This is a genomic window from Roseivivax jejudonensis (assembly GCF_900172265.1).
GTDB lineage: Bacteria > Pseudomonadota > Alphaproteobacteria > Rhodobacterales > Rhodobacteraceae > Roseivivax > Roseivivax jejudonensis.
The window spans coordinates 238376-256790 of the sequence record NZ_FWFK01000005.1; the positions used below are offsets into that span (position 1 = coordinate 238376).

An 18415-nucleotide genomic window follows, 5' to 3' on the forward strand; every position below is an offset into this window, starting at 1 on the left:
CCGTGATCTCCTTTGACCATGTCGCCTACAGCTACGGCGGCGGCGAGCTTCTGACCGACATCTCTCTCGAGCTCGCGCCGGGCTCGTTCCACTTTCTGACCGGCCCGTCCGGCGCGGGAAAGACGACCTTCCTGAAGCTCTGTTACGCCGCGCTGACGCCGACCGCGGGCCAGGTCACGCTGTTCGGAAAGGATGTGCGCGATCTCGGCCGTGACGGTGTCGCCGACGTTCGCCGCCGCGTCGGCGTCGTGCACCAGGATTGCCAGTTCCTCGACCACCTGAGCGTCGCCGAGAACGTGGCCCTGCCGCTCACCGTCTCGGGGCGCGACACGCAGGCCGCGCGGCAGGACCTCGACGAGCTCCTGGGATGGGTCGGGCTCACCCACCGCGCCCGGGCCCGCCCGCCCGAGCTGTCCGGCGGCGAGCGCCAGCGCGCCGCGCTCGCCCGTGCCGTGATCGTGGCGCCGGACGCGATCCTCGCGGACGAGCCCACCGGCAATGTCGACTGGGAGATGTCGCAGCGCCTCATGACGCTGCTCGTCGAGCTCAACCGGATGGGCCGCGCGGTGATGATCGCCACCCACGACCTCAGCCTGATCCGCGCCGCCAAGAGCCAGGTCTCCGCCCGCGTGCTGCGGATCTCCAATCGGCGCCTGCAGCTCGCGGGGGCGGACCTGTGAGGGCGCGGCTCCAGCGGATCGGTGCGCTCCTGCGCGGCGACGCCGCGGCGGACCGGGTTGTGCCACCGGCCGGGTTCACCGTGCGGCTGACGCTGGTTTCGGCGGCGACGATGGCGTTTCTCGCGGTCTTCGCGCTGGCACTGGCGCTCGCGGCCGGCCGTCTCGCCGACCGCTGGGGCGAGGAGCTGGCCCGTGGCGCCACGCTGCGCATTTCGGCGCCGTCGGGCGAGATGGACCGGCAGGTCGCCGCGGCGCTGCGCGTGCTCGAACAGACGCCGGGCGTCACCGACATCCGCGCGCTCGACGCCGACGCGCAGCGCGCGCTGCTCGAACCGTGGTTCGGGCCCGACCTGCCGCTCGAGGATCTGCCGATCCCGCAGCTCATCGCCTTCTCGGAGACCGCGGCAGGCTACGATCCCGACGGGCTGCGCCTCAGGCTCCAGGCCGAGGTGCCGGGCGCCGTGCTCGACGATCACGCCCGCTGGCGCCGGCCGCTGATGGAGGCCGCGGCCGGGCTGCGGACGCTCGGGTGGACGGCGCTCGCGCTCATCTTCGGCACGCTGGGCGCGATGGTGACGCTCGCGGCCAACGCGGCGCTCGCCGCCAACGCGCAGGTGATCGCGGTCCTGCGCCTCGTCGGCGCGACCGACGCCTACATCGCCGGGGCCTTCGTACGCCGCTTCACGCTGCGCGCGCTCGCCGGCGCCGCGGCAGGCGCCGCCCTGGGCCTGGTCGCGATCGTGCTTGTGCCCGACGGGGGAGAGGCGGGCGGCATCCTCACCGGTCTGGGCTTTCTCGGAGCGGACTGGCTGTGGCCGGTCCTCGTGCCGCCCCTCGCGGCACTGGTCGCCCTCCTCGCGACCCGCGCCGCCGCCCGCCGTGTCCTGGGAGATCTCGCATGAGCCAGTCGCTGCAATGGATCCGCTCGGTCGTCTATACCGCCCAGGTCTACCTCGCCATGATTGTCTTCGGGCTGGTCTTCCTGCCGGGCGCGCTCGTCTCGCGGCGGGTCGCGCGCTTCGCCTGCCGGTCCTATGCGCGCTACGCCATCTGGACGCTGCGCTGGATGGTCGGCGTGCGGACAGAGATCCGGGGCGAGGTGCCCACCGACGAGGTCATGGTCGCGGCCAAGCACCAGAGCTTTCTCGACATCCTGATGATCTTCGCGGTGCTGCCGCGCGCCAAGTTCATCATGAAGCGCGAGCTGCTCTGGACCCCCGCGATCGGGCAGTACGCCTGGCGGATCGGCTGCGTGCCGGTCGATCGCGGCCGCCGCGGACAGGCGATCGCCAAGATGCTCGCCGACGTGGCGCGAGGCCGGGCGCAGCCGGGCCAGCTCGTGATCTACCCCCAGGGCACGCGTGTCGCGCCCGGGGTCAGCATCCCCTACAAGGTCGGCACGGCGGCGCTCTTTCGCGAACTCGGACAGGATTGCGTGCCGGTGGCGACCAATGTCGGACTGTTCTGGCCACGCTCCGGCATTCTCAAGCGTCCGGGCCTCGGGGTCGTGGAGTTCCTGCCGCGCCTGCCCGCCGACACGCCGCCCGAAACCGTTCTCGCCCGGCTGCGCACCGACATCGAGGCGGCGAGCGACCGACTGATGGCCGAGGCCGGCCCGCGTACGCCCTGACGCATCCACGTGTACGCGGCCCGGGACGCCCGCGACACCCGCATTGCCGGGCCCGAGATATCCGCACCGCGCGAAAACATCGCGCGCCCGTACCGAACGGCGCGCGATCCCGCCTTCATCTTGCCGAAAACCCCGGGGGTGCGGGGGCAGAGCCCCCGCTCCGCCCGCCGGTCCGGCACGGACGGTCACATGTGGATCGGCCCGTCGCCACAGGCGAGCGCCGCCTCGCGCACCGCCTCCGAATAGGTCGGGTGCGCGTGGCATGTCAGCGCCACGTCCTCTGCCGCGGCACCGAACTCCATCGCCACGCAGAGCTCGTGGATCAGGTCGCCGGCCATCGGGCCGATGATGTGCGCGCCGAGGATCCGGTCGGTCTCCTTGTCGGCGAGGATCTTGACGAAGCCGTCGGCCGCGAAGTTCGCCTTGGCGCGGCCGTTGCCCATGAAGGAGAACTTGCCGGTCTTGTAGGCGCGGCCCGCCTCCTTCAGCTCTTCCTCCGTCTTGCCGACTGCGGCGACCTCCGGGTGGGTGTAGATCACGGAAGGGATCACGTCGTAGTTCACGTGGCCGGCGCGTCCGGCGACGGTCTCGGCCGCGGCCATGCCCTCGTCCTCGGCCTTGTGGGCGAGCATCGGGCCCTCGGTCGCGTCGCCGATCGCGTAGACGCCATCGACATTGGTCTTGAAATGACCGTCGGTCTTCACGAACCCGCGCTCGGTGATCTCGACGCCGAGCTCCTTGAGGCCGAGCCCCTCGGTGACGGGCCGGCGGCCGGTGGCGACGAGGACCGCGTCGGCGTCCAGCGTCTCCTCGCTGTCATCCTTCTTCAGCGTGTAGGTGACCTTGGCCTTGCCGCTCTTGACCTCGGCCGACTGCACCGCGGCGCCCAGAACGAACTTGAGGCCCTGCTTCGACAGGATCTTCTGGAATTGCTTCTGCACCTCGCCGTCCATCGTCGGGGTCACGGTGTCGAGATACTCCAGCACCGTGACCTCGGAGCCGAGACGCGCGTAGACGGACCCCATCTCGAGCCCGATGACCCCGGCGCCGATGACGATCATCTTCTTCGGGATCTTGCCGAGCTCGAGCGCACCGGTGGAGCTGACGATCACCTTCTCGTCGATCTCCACGCCCTTGAGCTGGGCTACGTCCGACCCGGTGGCAATAATGATGTTCTTGGCCTCGTGCGTCTCGTCGCCGACCTTGACCTTGCCGGCCTCCGGGATCGAGCCCCAGCCCTTCAGCCAGTCGATCTTGTTCTTCTTGAACAGGAACTCGATGCCCTTGGTGTTGGTCTCGATGGTCTCGGACTTGTAGGTCTGCATCTGCGCCCAGTCGACGGAGGGCGCCTTCCCCTTCAGCCCCATCTTGGCGAAATTGTGCTCGGCCTCGTGCAGCTGGTGCGTGGCGTGCAGGAGCGCCTTGGACGGGATGCACCCGACGTTGAGGCAGGTGCCGCCCAATGTCTCGCGCCCCTCGACGCAGGCGGTCTTGAGGCCGAGTTGCGCCGCCCGGATCGCCGCGACGTAGCCGCCCGGGCCCGAGCCGATCACGATGAGGTCGTAGCTGGCCATGGAGGAGGTCCTTTCGGTTGTTGGCACGGCGGGGGGCCGACCCTCTGGGCCGGGGGCCCTCTCACCGCGCGATATCTTGCAGATTAGGGAACATCAGACGAGCGCCGCCAGCAGCATCAGCACGGTGGCGAGAAAACCCACCGCCCAGATCAGCGAGCGTCCCGGCCGCCAGCCGAACCAGTAGGCGGGCACGTAGAGGATGCGGGCGCCGAGATACGTCCAGGCGCAAAGCGCGGTGAACCAATTGCCTGCCTCGGCCGCGTTGATCACGAACACGGCGATCGAGAACATGATCAGGCCCTCGAAATGGTTGCCGAGCGCGCGCTGCAGCCGCGCGGTCCCTTGCGACAGCCCGCGCGAGGGCTCCCGGTCGCGGGCGGACATCGTGTAGCCGGGGCCGAGTTCGCGGTTCGCCGGCACGGCGAAGGCGACGTACTGCACCACCTGAAGCAGCGCGGCGAGGACGAGGGCGGTGAGTTCGGGTGTCATAGCGCCTGCAGATAGAGCCAGAGTGTAGCGATGAAGCCCGCGGCCCAGATGAGGGTTCGCAGGAACGGGATGCCGGCCGCGTAGACCGGCACGAACAGGATACGCGACACCAGAAAGACCTGCATCGCCAGCGTCACGGCGCCGGCCGGTGCCAGGCCCTCGGGCGCGCGGAGCGCGAGGACCAGGACGGGCGGCGCGACCAGGGCAAGCGCCACCACGGAATTGCGCAGCGCGCGTTCCAGCCGTCCGGCGACACCGGTGAGCGGCGGCATGTTGTCGCGAGGATACGACAGCGTCACCAGGCCGACCTGCGCCGCGGCGGCAAGCACCTGCGCAACCATCGTCACGATGACCCAAAGCCCGTAAAGGCACAGAAGCGAGAGCGGATCCTCAAGCATGGGCCGGGACCTGTCGGTCGGCGACGGCGGGCAGCACGCGGGCGATCGCGGTGGCCAGTGCCGCGGCCTTGTCATCTCGCGTCCGGCCTCGTGCGGAAGGATGGGGCAACGCGTCGTGGGCGATGCCGAACCGCGCGCAGGCGCTGGCGGCAACGTCGCCGAGCGCGATCACCGGCCGGTCCGCGGTCTCGAAACGGGTGACCGCTTCCATGCTCGCGTCTATTGCCGCGCGCGGCACCGGCGCAGAGCGCGCCGGCGGCAGGACATGCGCGGCGTGCGTGAGATAGATCTCGTGCCGGGCGCGGCCGAGACGGGCGAGCGCGGCGTCGAGGACGCGGTTGAACAGCATCTCGGGCAAGTATCCGTCGCGCGCGAGCGTCGCGCGGCGGTCCCGCGCCGTCGGCGCGTCGAGAAAGTTGAAGGACACGAGCACCGGGCCGTCGGCGGCGCCGCACGACAGCTGGTAGGGCGACACGTACGGACCGTCGAGCCCGACATCCGCCAGGGTCGCGAGGCCGGTCGGCGCCACGAGCGCGCGGCGGGCCGCCACGAGCCGGGCGAGCGGACCCGCAGGGGCCGGTGTCTTCGGCCGCGTCATCCGGCGTCTCCGTAGTCGAAATCGATCTCGGCAAAGCGCGGCACGGGGAAGGTGAAGAGCAGCGTCATGTCGTCGTCGGCGTCGAAGCCGTGGCGGCAACCGGCCGGAACGAACACCGTGTCGCCCGGCGTCACCTCGATTTCGCGGTCTTCCAGCGTGATTTTTCCGCTGCCCTCGACGACATGCAGGGTTTCGGGGATGTCGTGGCGGTGGAGATCCTCGACATGGCCCCCGTAGAGATAGAACAGGCCCTGCGTAATCTCCGAGGACGGGCCGTAATCCGCGTCGACGAGAAGCCGGTATTTCAAGCCGCCGCGCGTGGTTTCGCGCAGGACCTTCACCTCGGGCGTTTCGTGCGGGATGTGGATCGGCTGGGTCATGTCGGTCTCCTTGGGCGGTGCCGCGCGGTGGCGCGGCGCTGCCCCGAGAGCTAGCGGCCGAGGCGGCCGGGAAAACCGCCTCCGCCGGTTGCGAGGTCGGCTCAGAGATCCATCAGCAGCCGGCGCGGGTCCTCCAGCGCCTCCTTGACGCGGACGAGGAACGTGACCGCGCCCTTGCCGTCGACAATGCGGTGATCGTAGCTAAGCGCCAGATACATCATCGGCCGCGCGACGATCTGGCCATCGACGACCATCGGGCGCTGCTGGATCTTGTGCATGCCCAGAATGCCCGATTGCGGCGGGTTCAGGATCGGAGAGGACATCAGCGAGCCGTAAACGCCGCCGTTCGACAGCGTGAACGTGCCGCCCTGCATTTCGGCCATCGACAGCTTGCCGTCGCGCGCGCGCTTGCCCTTCTCGTTGATCGCCGCCTCGATGTCGGCGAACGACATCGAATCCGCGTTGCGGATCACCGGCACGACCAGCCCCGTGGGCGTGCCTGTGGCGATGCCCATGTGCACGAAGTTCTTGTACACGATATCGGTGCCGTCGATCTCGGCGTTGACCTCCGGCACTTCCTTCAGCGCGTGGCAGCAGGCCTTGGTGAAGAAGGACATGAAGCCGAGCCGCACGCCGTGCTTCTTCTCGAACAGCTCCTTGTACTCCGAGCGCAGCGCCATGACCTCGGTCATGTCGACCTCGTTGTAGGTCGTGAGCATGGCGGCCGTGTTCTGCGCGTCCTTGAGGCGCCGGGCGATGGTCTGGCGCAGGCGCGTCATCTTCACGCGCTCTTCGCGGCTCTCGTCCTCGGCCGGGACGGGCGCGCGCGGCGCCTTCGGCGCTTCCGTCTGTTTCGCGGCGGGCTGGTTGGTGGCCGACAGCGCGCGCGAGACGTCTTCCTTCATCACCCGGCCGTCGCGGCCCGAGCCCTGCACCTGATCACGGCTGACGCCTTTCTCGGCCATCGCTTTCTTGGCCGAAGGCGCGTCCTCTATGTCGGAGCGGCCGGGGCCGCCGTCGCCGGCCGGCGGCGTGTCGTATTGCGTCGCGCCCGGTGCTTTGGCGGGCGCATCGCCGCCGTGGTCGGCCCCCGCCTTGGGGGCCGTCGACTCGGACGCGCCGGCCCCGGCGGACCCGGTGGCGATCACGGCGAGCTTTGCGTCGGCCTGCACAGTGGTGCCCTCGGTCGCCACGATCTCGGCGAGGGTGCCGGCGGCGGGCGCGGGGACCTCGACCGAGACCTTGTCGGTCTCGAGTTCGCACAGGGTCTCGTCCTGCTCGACCGCGTCGCCCTCCTTCTTGAACCAGGTCGCAACCGTCGCCTCGGACACGCTTTCACCGAGGGTGGGGACCATCACGTCCATCTTGGTGCCGGTATCGTCGCCCTGCGGCCCGCCGGCATCGGCGACCTCTTTCTTGGGCGCCTCCTCGGTCTCTTTCGAGCCCGCGTCGGCCTTGCCGCCGCTGCTGCCACTGCTGCCGCTGCTGCTGCCGCCGCCGTCACCGGAGCCCGATGCGCCCTCTTCGATATTGGCGAGGAGCGCATCCACGCCGACGGTTTCGCCCTCGTCGGCGACGATGTCGGACAATGTGCCGGCGGCGGGCGAGGGCACCTCGACCGTCACCTTGTCGGTTTCCAGTTCGCAGAGCATCTCGTCGACCGCGACGCTGTCGCCGGGCTTCTTGAACCAGGTCGCCACAGTCGCCTCTGTCACGGACTCGCCCAGGGTGGGCACGCGCACTTCGGTCATTGGGTCACTTTCCTTCGATCGTCAGCGCTTCGTCGACGAGCGCCTCTTGCTGGGCTTTGTGCGAGGAGGCCAGGCCCGTGGCGGGCGAGGCCGACGTGGCGCGGCCGACATAACGCGGCCGCGGATGCGCGGCCGCGATCCGGCCGAGCACCCATTCGATATTGGGCTCGATGAAGGACCAGGCGCCCTGGTTCTTGGGCTCTTCCTGGCACCAGATCACCTCGGCCTGCTTGAAGCGTTCGAGCTCCTTGACCGCCGACACCGCGGGGAACGGATAAAACTGTTCGACGCGCATGATGTAGACATCGTCGAGCCCACGCGCGTTCCGCTCTTCCATCAGGTCGTAATAGACCTTGCCGGAGCACAGGACCACGCGGCGGATCTCGGAGTCGGGCTTGAGCTTGAACTCGCTCTCGGCCAGCTCGGCATCGTCCCACAGCACGCGGTGGAAGGACGATCCGTCGACGAACATCTCGGCGTCGGACACGCACAGGCGGTGCCGCAACAGCGATTTCGGCGTCATGAGGATCAGCGGCTTGCGGAACGAGCGGTGCAGCTGCCGGCGCAGGATGTGGAAGTAGTTGGCCGGGGTCGAGCAGTTCGCCACGATCCAGTTGTCCTGTCCGCAGAGCTGCAGCCAGCGTTCGAGTCGGGCCGACGAGTGCTCGGGGCCCTGCCCCTCGTAGCCGTGCGGCAGCAGGCAGACGAGCCCGGACATTCGCAGCCATTTCGACTCGCCCGAGGAGATGAACTGGTCGAACATGATCTGCGCGCCGTTGGCAAAGTCGCCGAACTGCGCCTCCCAAAGGGTGAGAGCGTTCGGCTCCGACAGCGAGTAGCCGTATTCAAAGCCGAGCACCGCGTATTCCGACAGTGCCGAGTCGATCGGCTCGAACCGGGCCTGGCCGTCGCGAATGTGGTTCAGCGGGTAATACCGCTCTTCGGTTTCCTGATCGATGATCGCGGAGTGCCGTTGCGAGAACGTGCCACGTGTCGAATCCTGACCCGACAGCCGGACCGGGTACCCCTCGGTCAGGAGAGACCCGAAGGCGAGCGCCTCTGCGGTGGCCCAGTCGAAGCCCTTGCCGGTCTCGAACATCTGCCGCCGGTTGTCGAGCAGGCGACTGACGGTGCGGTGCATCACCACGCCCTCCGGCACCTTGGTGATGGCCTTGCCGACCGCGTCGAGCGTCTCGCGCTTGATCGACGTCTTGCCGCGCTGGTATTTGCCCTGCTGCTGCTTGTCGAGATGCGACCACCGCCCGTCGAGCCAGTCGGCCTTGTTGGGCTTGTAGTTCTTGCCGGCCTCGAACTCCTCGTTGAGATGGGACTGGAAGGCGGCCTTCATGTCCTCGATCTCGCCCTCGGGGATCAGCCCGTCCTTGACCAGCCGCTCGGTGTAGAGCGTGAGCGTCGTCTTGTGGCCCTTGATCTGCTTGTACATCAGCGGGTTGGTGAACATGGGCTCGTCGCCCTCGTTGTGGCCGAACCGCCGGTAGCAGAAGATGTCGATCACCACGTCCTTGCCGAACTTCTGGCGGAACTCGGTGGCGACCTTGGCGGCGTGCACCACGGCCTCGGGGTCGTCGCCGTTGACGTGGAAGATCGGCGCCTCGACCACCAGCGCGTTGTCCGTCGGGTAGGGCGAGGACCGCGAGAAGTGCGGCGCGGTGGTGAAGCCGATCTGGTTGTTCACCACGAGGTGGATCGTGCCGCCGGTGCGGTGACCGCGCAGCCCCGACAGGGCGAAACACTCGGCCACGACGCCCTGACCGGCGAAGGCGGCGTCGCCGTGCAGAAGAATCGGCAGCACGCGCGTGCGCGTCTCGTCCTTCATCTGGTCCTGCTTGGCGCGGACCTTGCCCAGAACGACGGGGTTCACCGCCTCGAGGTGCGAGGGGTTCGCCGTAAGCGACAGGTGCACGTTGTTGCCGTCGAATTCGCGGTCATGGCTGGCGCCGAGGTGATACTTCACGTCTCCCGACCCGTCGACATCCTCGGGTTTGAAGCTGCCGCCCTGGAACTCGTTGAAGATCGCGCGGTAGGGCTTTCCCATCACGTTGGCGAGCACCGACAGACGGCCGCGGTGGGGCATGCCGATGACGATCTCGTTCAGGCCGAGATTGCCCCCGCGCTTGATGATCTGCTCCATCGCCGGGATGAGGCTTTCGCCGCCGTCGAGACCGAAGCGCTTGGTGCCGGTATATTTGACGTGAAGGAACTTCTCGAAGCCTTCGGCCTCGACCATCTTGTTCAGGATCGCCTTGCGGCCCTCACGGGTGAATTTCACCTCCTTGCCGTAGCCCTCGATCCGCTCCTTCAGCCAGGCGGATTGTTCGGGATCGGAGATGTGCATGTACTGCAGCGCGAACGTGCCGCAATACGTGCGCTTCAGCACACCCACGATCTCGCGCAGGCTCGCGATCTCGAGCCCGAGCACGTTGTCGATGAAGATCGGCCGGTCCATGTCGGCGTCGGTAAAGCCGTAGGATTTCGGGTCGAGCTCGGGATGCTCCTGGCCGCGGTTGCGCATGCCGAGGGGGTCGAGCTGCGCGTCCAGATGGCCGCGGATGCGGTAAGCGCGGATGATCATCAGCGCGCGGATCGAGTCGAGCACGGCGCGCTGGATCTGGTCGTCGGTCAGCGCGACGCCCTGCGCCTCGGCCTTGTCCCGGATCTTGTCGGCCGCGCCCTTCGCCTCGGCGGGGACCATCGGCATCGGCCAGTTGCCGGTGAGCGCGGCAGTCACGTCGTCCTGCGGCTCGGGCGGCCAGTCACGGCGCGCCCAAGAGGGGCCGTCGGCCTCTTTCTTGACCGCGATCTCGTCGTCTCCGAGCCCCTTGAAGAAGGCCTGCCAAGCCTCGTCGACCGCGTTCGGGTCATTGGCGTAGCGGGCGTACATCTGCTCCAGATAGTCCGCGTTCGCGCCCTGCATGAAGCTGGAGGCGTGGAAGAGGTCGTTCGGAGATTGGTCGGTCATGTCTCTGGTCTCCTGATGCGCCCGGCTCCGGGCATGGGTGCGCCCCGGCATGACGCCGGGGCCGCCCCGTCTCGTATCGTTGTGCGACGGCGCCGGTGGGCTTCGTCGCGTGCCCGGTGCGGCGCGTGCCGCACCGGACGGATCATCCCTTGTCGATCGCCTCGACCACCGCCTCGCCCAGCGTCGCCGGGCTGTCGGCCACGACGATGCCGGCGGACTTCATTGCCTCGATCTTGTCGTCGGCACCGCCCTTGCCGCCGGCGACGATGGCGCCCGCGTGGCCCATGCGGCGGCCCGGAGGCGCGGTGCGGCCCGCGATGAAGCCGGCGGTCGGCTTCCAGCGGCCCTTCTTCTTCTCGTCTGCGAGGAACTGCGCGGCGTCTTCCTCGGCGGATCCGCCGATTTCGCCGATCATGATGATCGCCTCGGTTTCGGGGTCGTCGAGGAACCATTCCAGCACGTCGAGATGCTCCGTCCCCTTGATCGGGTCGCCACCGATACCGACGCAGGTGGATTGGCCGAGGCCGACGTCAGTCGTCTGTTTCACGGCCTCGTAGGTAAGCGTGCCGGAGCGGGATACCACCCCGACCTTGCCGCGCTTGTGAATGTGGCCGGGCATGATGCCGATCTTGCAGGCATCCGGCGTGATGACGCCCGGGCAGTTCGGGCCGACGAGCACGGATTTCGACCCTTCGAGCGCGCGCTTGACCTTCATCATGTCGAGGACGGGAATGCCCTCGGTGATGCAGACGATCAGCTCCATCTCCGCGTCGATCGCTTCCATGATCGAGTCCGCGGCGAACGGCGGCGGCACGTAGATCACGCTGGCATTGGCGTCCGTCTTCGCCTTGGCCGCGTGCACGCTGTCGAAGACAGGCAGATCGAGATGGGTCTGGCCGCCCTTTCCGGGCGTCACGCCGCCGACCATCTTCGTGCCGTAGGCGATCGCCTGCTCGGTGTGGAAGGTCCCCTGAGAGCCCGTGAGGCCCTGACAGATCACCCGGGTGTTCTCGTCGACGAGAATTGCCATGTCGTTTCGTCCTTTGTCCCTCTGGGCGGGCCGCGTCGGGCCCGCCCGGTCGTTTGTCAGTATCGCGCGGAATCGTCGTCCACGAGTTCGTCGAGCATGCGCACGGCGATCGTCGCCGCACCCATGAGGATCAGCGATCGGCCGAGCGTCTTGGTCAGGTTCTGCGGAATGAACCGCGCGATGCCGTCGCGCGCGGCGCGCGCCGCGTCACTGCCGGATCGCACGTCGCGCAGCGATTTCGGCCGCGGCGACGGTTCGGGCAGCCGCAGCGTCTCGGGCGCGGTGCGCCGCATCAGCAGCCCGGCGCCGATCATCGCCACGCCGGCGATCAGCGGTGTGTAGTCGGACAGTCGGTCGGTGAGGTCGTCTCGTTCGGGAAAGCGCATCAGCAGCCCCTCTTTGCGGTGTCAGGCACATTCGGATCGCGGCACGTCCGGTCGGATGCGCCATCGACGCGGCCGATATCGAAATGTGCCCACGCCGAGGTGGTGACATTGTAGCGTCCGGTCACGATGAACCGTTCCCCGTCGCGAAAGAAACGCGGCGCATCACGGTAGTCGAACCGGCCGTAGCCCAACCGTTCGAACTCGGCGAGGACCACCGGATAGAATTCCCGACCCCTGGCGCGCGGCACCTGAATCTCGCAGTCGGTGCGCGCGGTGCGGTCGCCGACCCGCACGTAGTCGGCCGGAGCGAACGGCCCCGTCTTGTTCCCGCCGTAGAACTTCGCGTAGCCGCCAAGATCCATGTCGCGAAACGGGGTCCAGCCGGACTGCTCCAGCGACCGCAATGTTGCCGGGCCGTCGAGCTCGCTGCGAATGCAGGCGCGCGTCGCCTCCGCGACCGCGGCACGAACGTCGAACGGGCCCCGGGCCGAGGCGGGGATCCCGCCCATCAGGCCCTCGCGGTCCGGCGGCAGGCCCTCGTTCGGGCCACACGCCCAAAGAGCCAGACCGGCCGCCATCAGGACGGTCCCTGTCCGGAGCCGCCGTTCCATCGTCACCCTTTGACTTCCTTCACGATCTTCTGGGCGCCGTCCGACAGGCTGTCGGCGGCGATCACGTTGAGCCCGCTCTCGTTGATGAGCGTCTTGCCCTGCTCCACGTTGGTGCCCTCGAGGCGGACAACCAGCGGGACCTCGAGACCGACTTCCTTGACCGCGGCGATCACGCCCTCCGCAATGACGTCGCAGCGCATGATGCCGCCGAAGATGTTCACGAGGATACCCTTCACGTTTTTGTCGGACGTGATGATCTTGAACGCCTCGGTGACCTTTTCCTTCGTTGCGCCGCCGCCGACATCGAGAAAGTTGGCGGGCTCGGCACCGTAGAGCTTGATGATGTCCATCGTCGCCATGGCAAGGCCGGCGCCGTTGACCATGCAGCCGATCTCGCCGTCGAGCGCGATGTAGTTGAGGTCGTACTTGGACGCCTGAAGCTCCTTTGGATCCTCTTCGGTCTCGTCCCGCAGCTCCGCGACATCGGCCTGGCGGTAAAGCGCGTTGGAGTCGAAACCGAGCTTGGCGTCGAGCACCTTGAGATCACCCTTGTCGGTGACGATCAGCGGGTTGATCTCGAGCATCTCCATGTCCTTCTCGACGAAGGCGTTGTAGAGGATGCCCATCAGCTTCACGCACTGCTTGACCTGCTGGCCGCTGAGGCCGAGCGCGAACGCGATGCGGCGGCCGTGGAACGGCTGGTACCCGGTGGCCGGATCGACCGGGAAGGACAGGATCTTTTCGGGCGTGGAGGCCGCGACCTCCTCGATGTCCATGCCGCCTTCGGTGGAGCACACGAACGAGATGCGCGAGGACACGCGGTCCACCAGAAGCGCGAGGTAGAGCTCGCGCTCGATGTCGGAGCCCTCCTCGATGTAGATGCGGCCCACCTGCTTGCCGGACGGGCCGGTCTGGTGCGTCACGAGCGTCTTGCCGAGCATCTTCTTGGCTTCGTCCGCGGCTTCCTCGACCGACTTGGCGAGTCGGATGCCGCCCTTTTCGCCCGCATCGGACTCCTTGAACGAACCCTTGCCGCGCCCGCCGGCGTGGATCTGCGCCTTGACCACCCAGAGCGGTCCGTCGAGCGCGCCCGCCGCGGTCTTGGCCTCTTCCGCGCGCAGCACGACCCGGCCATCGGAAACCGGCGCACCGTAGCTGCGCAGAAGCTGCTTGGCCTGATACTCGTGGATATTCATGAGGACTGTCCCGAAATTGCTTCGCTTGCCTGCACCTAGCCATGCGCGCACGGGGGTTTTAAAGGGATTATCGCAAGATCGGAGCGATCAAAGGTATTTTCCGACGTTTGTGGTCACAGCCCGCCGGCGTGTGATCACACTTTGCCCATCGAATCGAACGGGCCCAACGGCAACAGTCCCGAACCGCGTCGACGCGGGTTAACGTCTGGCGGGGACGCGCAAAAATCTCGCTGCTACGGTCGCCCCGAGAGCAGACGACAAAAAACCGGAGCAGGCCATGCCGCCCGAATTCGGCGCACCCGGTCCAACCTGGGGCGTCGTGTCCACCCAAGCCGAATCCCCGGCGGTGACGGCCGCGTTCGCGGCGTGGCACGCCGCGCTCGGCGCCGCGCGCATCCACATTTATCTCGATGCGCCGGACGACGAAACGATGACGCTTCTGGCGCAGATCCCGGCCTGCAGCGTGGTCGCATGCGATCGGGGCTACTGGCGCGGGGTCCAATCCGGAAAGCGCCCGCGCGGACAGGAGCGCCGGCAAGTCCTGAACGCCGATCACGCCTACGCGCAGGAAAGTGTCGACTGGCTGCTGCACCTCGACGCGGACGAGTACCTTTGGCCCGAGCGACCGGTTCCCGAGGTCCTCGACGGTGCCTCGGTCGACGCGCTGAAGATCGCCAACGTGGAGCGCGCGTTCCGCGCCGGCGTGCCGCAGCGCACGATCTTCGACGGAGTGTTCCGCGCCCAGGTGCCGCCGGAGCGGTCCGACATCCTCGATCCGGATATCGCGCGGCTCACCTCGGGCGGCCTGAGCGGCCATGTCTCGGGCAAGGCCTTCGCGCCCAAGGGGCGACAGGGATTGCTGATGGGCATACATGCACCGCGGCTCGGCCGCGCCGCGAACCGGCGGATCAGGCGCGACTACGCCGATGGGCTGCGGATCCTGCATTTCGACGGGCTGACGCGGAAGCACTGGATCGCGAAGACGGCGCGATACATCGCGCGAGAGGAAAAGGGACCGACGCGCCATCAGTTGCCCTGGCGCGCAACGCTCGCCGAAGAGCTGTCGGCCGAGCCGGACCTCGAGGCAGCTCTCGCCGGCGCGCATGACCGGCTGAAGACCGTCCGCCCGGACGAGGAAGCCCGGCTGGCGGCGGAAGGGTACATTCTGGATCTGTCGTTCGATCCGGCGCCGGCACTGGCGGCCTACGGCCTTGCCGCATCGGTCGACCTCTCCGCTGCGACGCACGACCGCTGGATGGAGGAAGCCGGCGCGGGCCTGGCCACCAAGGCCAAGCCCGCCCGGTAGGTCACGTCAGGCGAGCGTCTCGTCGATGCCCTTGCACGCGTCGACGAGGCCTTTCACCGCGTTGACGGAGCTGTCGAACATCGCCTGTTCGTCCTTGGTCATCTTGATGTCGACGATGCGCTCGATGCCGCCGGAGCCGATCACGGTCGGCACGCCGACATAGAGACCCTTGAGCCCGAGAACGCCGTCGCACCATGCCGCGCAGGGCAGGAGCCGCTTCTGGTCCTTGAGGTAGGCCTCGGCCATCTCGATCGCCGAGGTCGCGGGCGCGTAGAACGCGGAGCCGGACTTCAGCAGGCCGACGATTTCGGCGCCGCCGTCGCGGGTGCGCTGCACGATCGCGTCGAGTTTCTCCTGCGTCGTCCAGCCCATGTCGACCAGATCCGGAAGCGGGATGCCGGCCACGGTCGAGTAGCGGACGAGCGGCACCATCGTGTCGCCGTGCCCGCCCAGCACGAAAGCCGACACGTCGCGCATCGACACGCCGAACTCCAGGCTCAGGAAGTGGCGGAAGCGCGCGCTGTCGAGAACGCCGGCCATACCGCAGACCTTCTCGTGCGGCAGGCCCGAGAATTCGCGCAGCGCCCACACCATCGCGTCGAGCGGGTTGGTGATGCAGATGACGAAGGCATTCGGCGCGTTCGCCTTGATGCCCTCACCGACGGCCTTCATCACCTTGAGGTTGATGCCCAGCAGGTCGTCGCGGCTCATGCCCGGCTTGCGCGGAACGCCGGCGGTCACGATGCAGACGTCGGCGCCGGCGATGTCTGCATAGTCCGACGTGCCCTTGAGTGCCGCGTCGAAGCCCTCGGCCGGGCCCGATTCGGCGATGTCGAGCGCCTTGCCCTCGGGGATGCCTTCGGCGATGTCGAACAGCACGACGTCGCCGAGTTCCTTCATCGCGGCGAGGTGGGCGAGCGTGCCGCCGATCTGTCCCGCGCCGATCAGCGCGATCTTGGGTCTGGCCATGGTCACTGTCTCCGGTTCCGGTGGCATTGTTTGGGCGCATGGCTAGTCCCATGCGCGCATGCGCGCAAGGGCGCCGCCCGCCTCCGCCCGGCGCGTCCGGCATGGGCAAGCGCCGGCGCCCGGGCTAAGCCACACCGTCAGAAGCGGCGAGAACGGAGACATCGCGTGGACATCCTGAGCTGGTCGGCGCTGGCGGTCGGCCTTCCGGCGGTTCTCTTTGCCGGGATCTCGAAGGGCGGATTCGGATCGGGCGCCGCGTTCGCAAGCGCGGCGATCCTCGCGCTGGTGCTCGAGCCGGGCGCCGCGCTCGGGATCATGCTGCCGCTGCTGATGCTGATCGACGTGACCGCGCTCCCGGCCTATTGGAGGCGATGGAACTGGCGCGACGCACGGCTCCTGATCCTGACCGGCCTGCCGGGTGTCGCCGCCGGCGCGCTCTTCTACGACCGCGCCGACCCCGACGCGATCCGCTTCCTGATCGGGCTCGTCGCGCTCCTGTTCGTCGCGTGGCAGGCGGCCCTGGCGTCGGGGTTGATCCGCCTCGGCCAGCGGCCGATGGGTCCGGTCGCCGGCGCCGCCGCGGGCGTGACCCTCGGCTTCACCAGCTTCGTCAGCCATGCCGGCGGCCCGGCCGCGGCGGTCTATCTGCTCGGCCGAAAGCTCGACAAGACGACCTTCCAGGCGACGACGGTGCTGGTCTTCTGGGCGATCAACCTGTCAAAGGCCGGGATCTATGCCGGCATGGGCATCTTCACCCGCGACACGCTGCTGCTCGATCTCGCGCTGGCGCCGATGGCGATCCTCGGCACCTGGATCGGCGTGCGGCTGCACTGGCTCGTCCCCGAGCGGGCGTTCTTCGCACTGACCTACACCCTCCTGACCGTGACCGGGACAAAGCTGGTCTGGGACGCGCTCACCTGACGGCGCGGCCGCTTTCCGCTGCAATGCGGCATTTTCCGCTTGAACATTTTGCAAAGAAGTGGCCTCACTCGCGCAACTTTGTTGCCGCGACTGCGAGGAGGCCGCCGATGCAGCTCCGTCCGTTCCGATCCGTGCTCTATATCCCTGGCTCGAAACCGCGCGCGATCGAGAAGGCGCGCGGGCTGCCTGTCGACGCGATCATCTTCGACCTCGAGGACGCGGTGTCGCCCGACGAAAAGGACGAGGCGCGCGCGACACTCGCCCGCGAGCTGGAGGCGGGTGGCTTCGGCGCGCGCTACCGCATCGTCCGGATCAACGGTCGCGACAGCGCCTGGGGCGAGGCCGACGCAGAGGCCGCCGCCATGATGTCGTGCGACGCGGTGCTGCTGCCCAAGGTCGAGAACCCGGCGCAGATCGACGCGCTCGCTCGTATCACCGGGGACCGCCCGGTCTGGGCGATGATGGAGACGCCGCGCGGCATGATCGAGGCGCCGGCGATCGCCGCACATCCCCGCCTCGAGGGCATGGTCATGGGCACGAACGATCTCGTGAAGGAGCTCGGCGCCCGCGCCACCGACGATCGCGTGGCGGTCATGTCGGGCCTCGGGCTCTGCGTCATCGCCGCGCGCGCCCACGGCCGGGTGATCGTCGATGGCGTCTACAATGCCTTCAAGGATGTCGACGGGCTGGCGGTGGAATGTCGGCAGGGCCGCGACATGGGCTTTGACGGCAAGACTCTGATCCATCCCGCCCAGGTCGAGACCGCGAACGCGCATTTCGGGCCTTCCGAGGCCGAGATCGACCTCGCACGCCGCCAGATCGCCGCCTACGAGGCCGCCGCCGCCGAGGGGCAGGGTGTCGCCGTCGTCGATGGCCGGATCGTCGAGAACCTGCACGTGGACACGGCCCGCAAGGTTCTGGCACAAGCCGAGGCGATCGGCGCGATCGCAGCGGAGTAAGCCAGCCATGATCCTTCTCGTCCTCGGCATCGCCCTCTGGGTGGCGGCGCATCTCTTCAAACGCGCGGCGCCGGACGCCCGCGCCCGTCTCGGCGGCGCCGGCAAGGGCGCGCTCGCCGTCGTTCTGCTCGTGGCTCTGGTGCTGATGATTCTCGGCTACCGGCAGGCCCCGTTCATCGGGGTCTGGACGCCGCCGGCCTTCCTCGTGCACGTCAACAACCTGCTGATGGTGGCGGCGGTCTTCGTTTACGGCATGAGCGCCACCACCGGCCGCCTGCGCGGCAAGCTGCGCCATCCGCAGTTGACCGCGGTCAAGATCTGGGCCGTCGCGCACCTTCTGGTGAACGGCGATCTCGCCTCCATACTCCTGTTCGGCGCGATGCTCGCCTGGGCGGTGGCCGAGGTGATCGTCATCAATCGCAGCGAGGCATGGGTGCGCCCCGAGCCCGGCCCGGCCCGCAAGGATGTCCTTCTCGTCGTCATCACGATCGCCATGTACGCGATCATCACCGCCATCCACGCCTGGCTCGGCGTCTGGCCGTTTGCGGGGTAGGCCG

At 68.2% G+C, this 18415-nt stretch carries 19 protein-coding genes; 7 read left to right on the forward strand and 12 right to left on the reverse strand.

Going from position 1 to position 18415, the window contains the following annotated elements; genetic code table 11:
* Positions 1-2 precede the first annotated feature (2 nt).
* From ROJ8625_RS14740 to ROJ8625_RS14750, 3 genes are read left to right on the forward strand one after another with little or no spacing between them, the layout of a single operon-like run.
* Positions 3-680 (forward strand): cell division ATP-binding protein FtsE, encoded by a 678-nt coding sequence (locus ROJ8625_RS14740; protein WP_085792657.1) that lies wholly within the window; start codon positions 3-5, stop codon positions 678-680.
* Positions 677-1582, forward strand: coding sequence for a cell division protein FtsX (locus tag ROJ8625_RS14745; RefSeq protein WP_085792658.1), 906 nt, complete (start codon positions 677-679; stop codon positions 1580-1582). The genes ROJ8625_RS14740 and ROJ8625_RS14745 overlap by 4 nt, the downstream gene beginning before the upstream one ends.
* Positions 1579-2310: a lysophospholipid acyltransferase family protein gene (locus ROJ8625_RS14750; RefSeq protein WP_085792659.1), complete on the forward strand. Its 732-nt coding sequence runs from the start codon at positions 1579-1581 to the stop codon at positions 2308-2310. The genes ROJ8625_RS14745 and ROJ8625_RS14750 overlap by 4 nt, the downstream gene beginning before the upstream one ends.
* A 185-nt stretch (positions 2311-2495) precedes the next feature.
* Here the strand turns inward: ROJ8625_RS14750 and lpdA are convergent, their stop codons facing one another.
* From lpdA to sucC, 11 genes are all read right to left on the reverse strand, one after another.
* Positions 2496-3884, reverse strand: coding sequence for a dihydrolipoyl dehydrogenase (gene lpdA, locus ROJ8625_RS14755; RefSeq protein WP_085792660.1), 1389 nt, complete (start codon positions 3882-3884; stop codon positions 2496-2498).
* 93 nt (positions 3885-3977) lie between these two features.
* Positions 3978-4373: an MAPEG family protein gene (locus tag ROJ8625_RS14760; protein ID WP_085792661.1), complete on the reverse strand. Its 396-nt coding sequence runs from the start codon at positions 4371-4373 to the stop codon at positions 3978-3980.
* Positions 4370-4771 (reverse strand): MAPEG family protein, encoded by a 402-nt coding sequence (locus ROJ8625_RS14765; RefSeq protein ID WP_085792662.1) that lies wholly within the window; start codon positions 4769-4771, stop codon positions 4370-4372. The genes ROJ8625_RS14760 and ROJ8625_RS14765 overlap by 4 nt, the downstream gene beginning before the upstream one ends.
* Positions 4764-5369 carry a hypothetical protein gene (locus ROJ8625_RS14770; RefSeq protein WP_085792663.1) on the reverse strand — a complete coding sequence of 202 codons (606 nt, stop codon included), beginning with the start codon at positions 5367-5369 and terminating at the stop codon, positions 4764-4766. The genes ROJ8625_RS14765 and ROJ8625_RS14770 overlap by 8 nt, the downstream gene beginning before the upstream one ends.
* Entirely contained in the window at positions 5366-5749 is a 384-nt protein-coding gene (locus ROJ8625_RS14775; RefSeq protein WP_085792664.1) for a cupin domain-containing protein, read from the reverse strand. Before ROJ8625_RS14775 ends, ROJ8625_RS14770 begins: the two co-directional genes overlap by 4 nt.
* 101 nt (positions 5750-5850) lie before the next feature.
* Entirely contained in the window at positions 5851-7500 is a 1650-nt protein-coding gene (odhB, locus tag ROJ8625_RS14780; RefSeq protein WP_085792665.1) for a 2-oxoglutarate dehydrogenase complex dihydrolipoyllysine-residue succinyltransferase, read from the reverse strand.
* Positions 7501-7504: 4 nt separating this feature from the next.
* A complete protein-coding gene (locus tag ROJ8625_RS14785) occupies positions 7505-10480 on the reverse strand; it encodes a 2-oxoglutarate dehydrogenase E1 component (protein WP_085792666.1) in 2976 nt (991 codons plus the stop codon).
* 142 nt (positions 10481-10622) lie between these two features.
* Positions 10623-11510, reverse strand: a complete 888-nt coding sequence (gene sucD / locus ROJ8625_RS14790) for a succinate--CoA ligase subunit alpha (protein ID WP_085792667.1) — start codon at positions 11508-11510, stop codon at positions 10623-10625.
* A gap of 56 nt (positions 11511-11566) precedes the next feature.
* On the reverse strand, positions 11567-11896 hold the full coding sequence (locus ROJ8625_RS14795) for a hypothetical protein (RefSeq protein WP_085792668.1): 330 nt from the start codon (positions 11894-11896) through the stop codon (positions 11567-11569).
* Positions 11896-12474 (reverse strand): hypothetical protein, encoded by a 579-nt coding sequence (locus ROJ8625_RS14800; RefSeq protein WP_159456777.1) that lies wholly within the window; start codon positions 12472-12474, stop codon positions 11896-11898. Before ROJ8625_RS14800 ends, ROJ8625_RS14795 begins: the two co-directional genes overlap by 1 nt.
* A 35-nt stretch (positions 12475-12509) precedes the next feature.
* The gene (gene sucC, locus ROJ8625_RS14805; protein WP_085792670.1) at positions 12510-13703 is read right to left on the reverse strand and encodes an ADP-forming succinate--CoA ligase subunit beta; all 1194 of its coding nucleotides are present in this window, start codon (positions 13701-13703) and stop codon (positions 12510-12512) included.
* A 277-nt stretch (positions 13704-13980) separates the two neighbouring features.
* Here sucC and ROJ8625_RS14810 point away from each other — a divergent pair, with 277 nt between their 5' ends.
* Entirely contained in the window at positions 13981-15009 is a 1029-nt protein-coding gene (locus tag ROJ8625_RS14810) for a glycosyltransferase family 2 protein (RefSeq protein WP_085792671.1), read from the forward strand.
* 6 nt (positions 15010-15015) lie between these two features.
* Here ROJ8625_RS14810 and mdh read toward each other — a convergent pair whose 3' ends face one another.
* Positions 15016-15978, reverse strand: coding sequence for a malate dehydrogenase (mdh, locus tag ROJ8625_RS14815; protein WP_085792672.1), 963 nt, complete (start codon positions 15976-15978; stop codon positions 15016-15018).
* Positions 15979-16143: 165 nt separating this feature from the next.
* On the opposite strand from mdh, the gene ROJ8625_RS14820 reads away from it, so the two are divergent.
* From ROJ8625_RS14820 to ROJ8625_RS14830, 3 genes are all read left to right on the forward strand, one after another.
* Complete coding sequence (locus ROJ8625_RS14820) at positions 16144-16899, forward strand: sulfite exporter TauE/SafE family protein (RefSeq protein WP_143535138.1); 756 nt, start codon at positions 16144-16146, stop codon at positions 16897-16899.
* Between the two features lie 107 nt (positions 16900-17006).
* Complete coding sequence (locus tag ROJ8625_RS14825; RefSeq protein WP_085792673.1) at positions 17007-17858, forward strand: HpcH/HpaI aldolase/citrate lyase family protein; 852 nt, start codon at positions 17007-17009, stop codon at positions 17856-17858.
* Positions 17859-17865: 7 nt separating this feature from the next.
* Positions 17866-18411, forward strand: coding sequence for an NnrU family protein (locus tag ROJ8625_RS14830; RefSeq protein ID WP_085792674.1), 546 nt, complete (start codon positions 17866-17868; stop codon positions 18409-18411).
* Positions 18412-18415 lie beyond the last annotated feature (4 nt).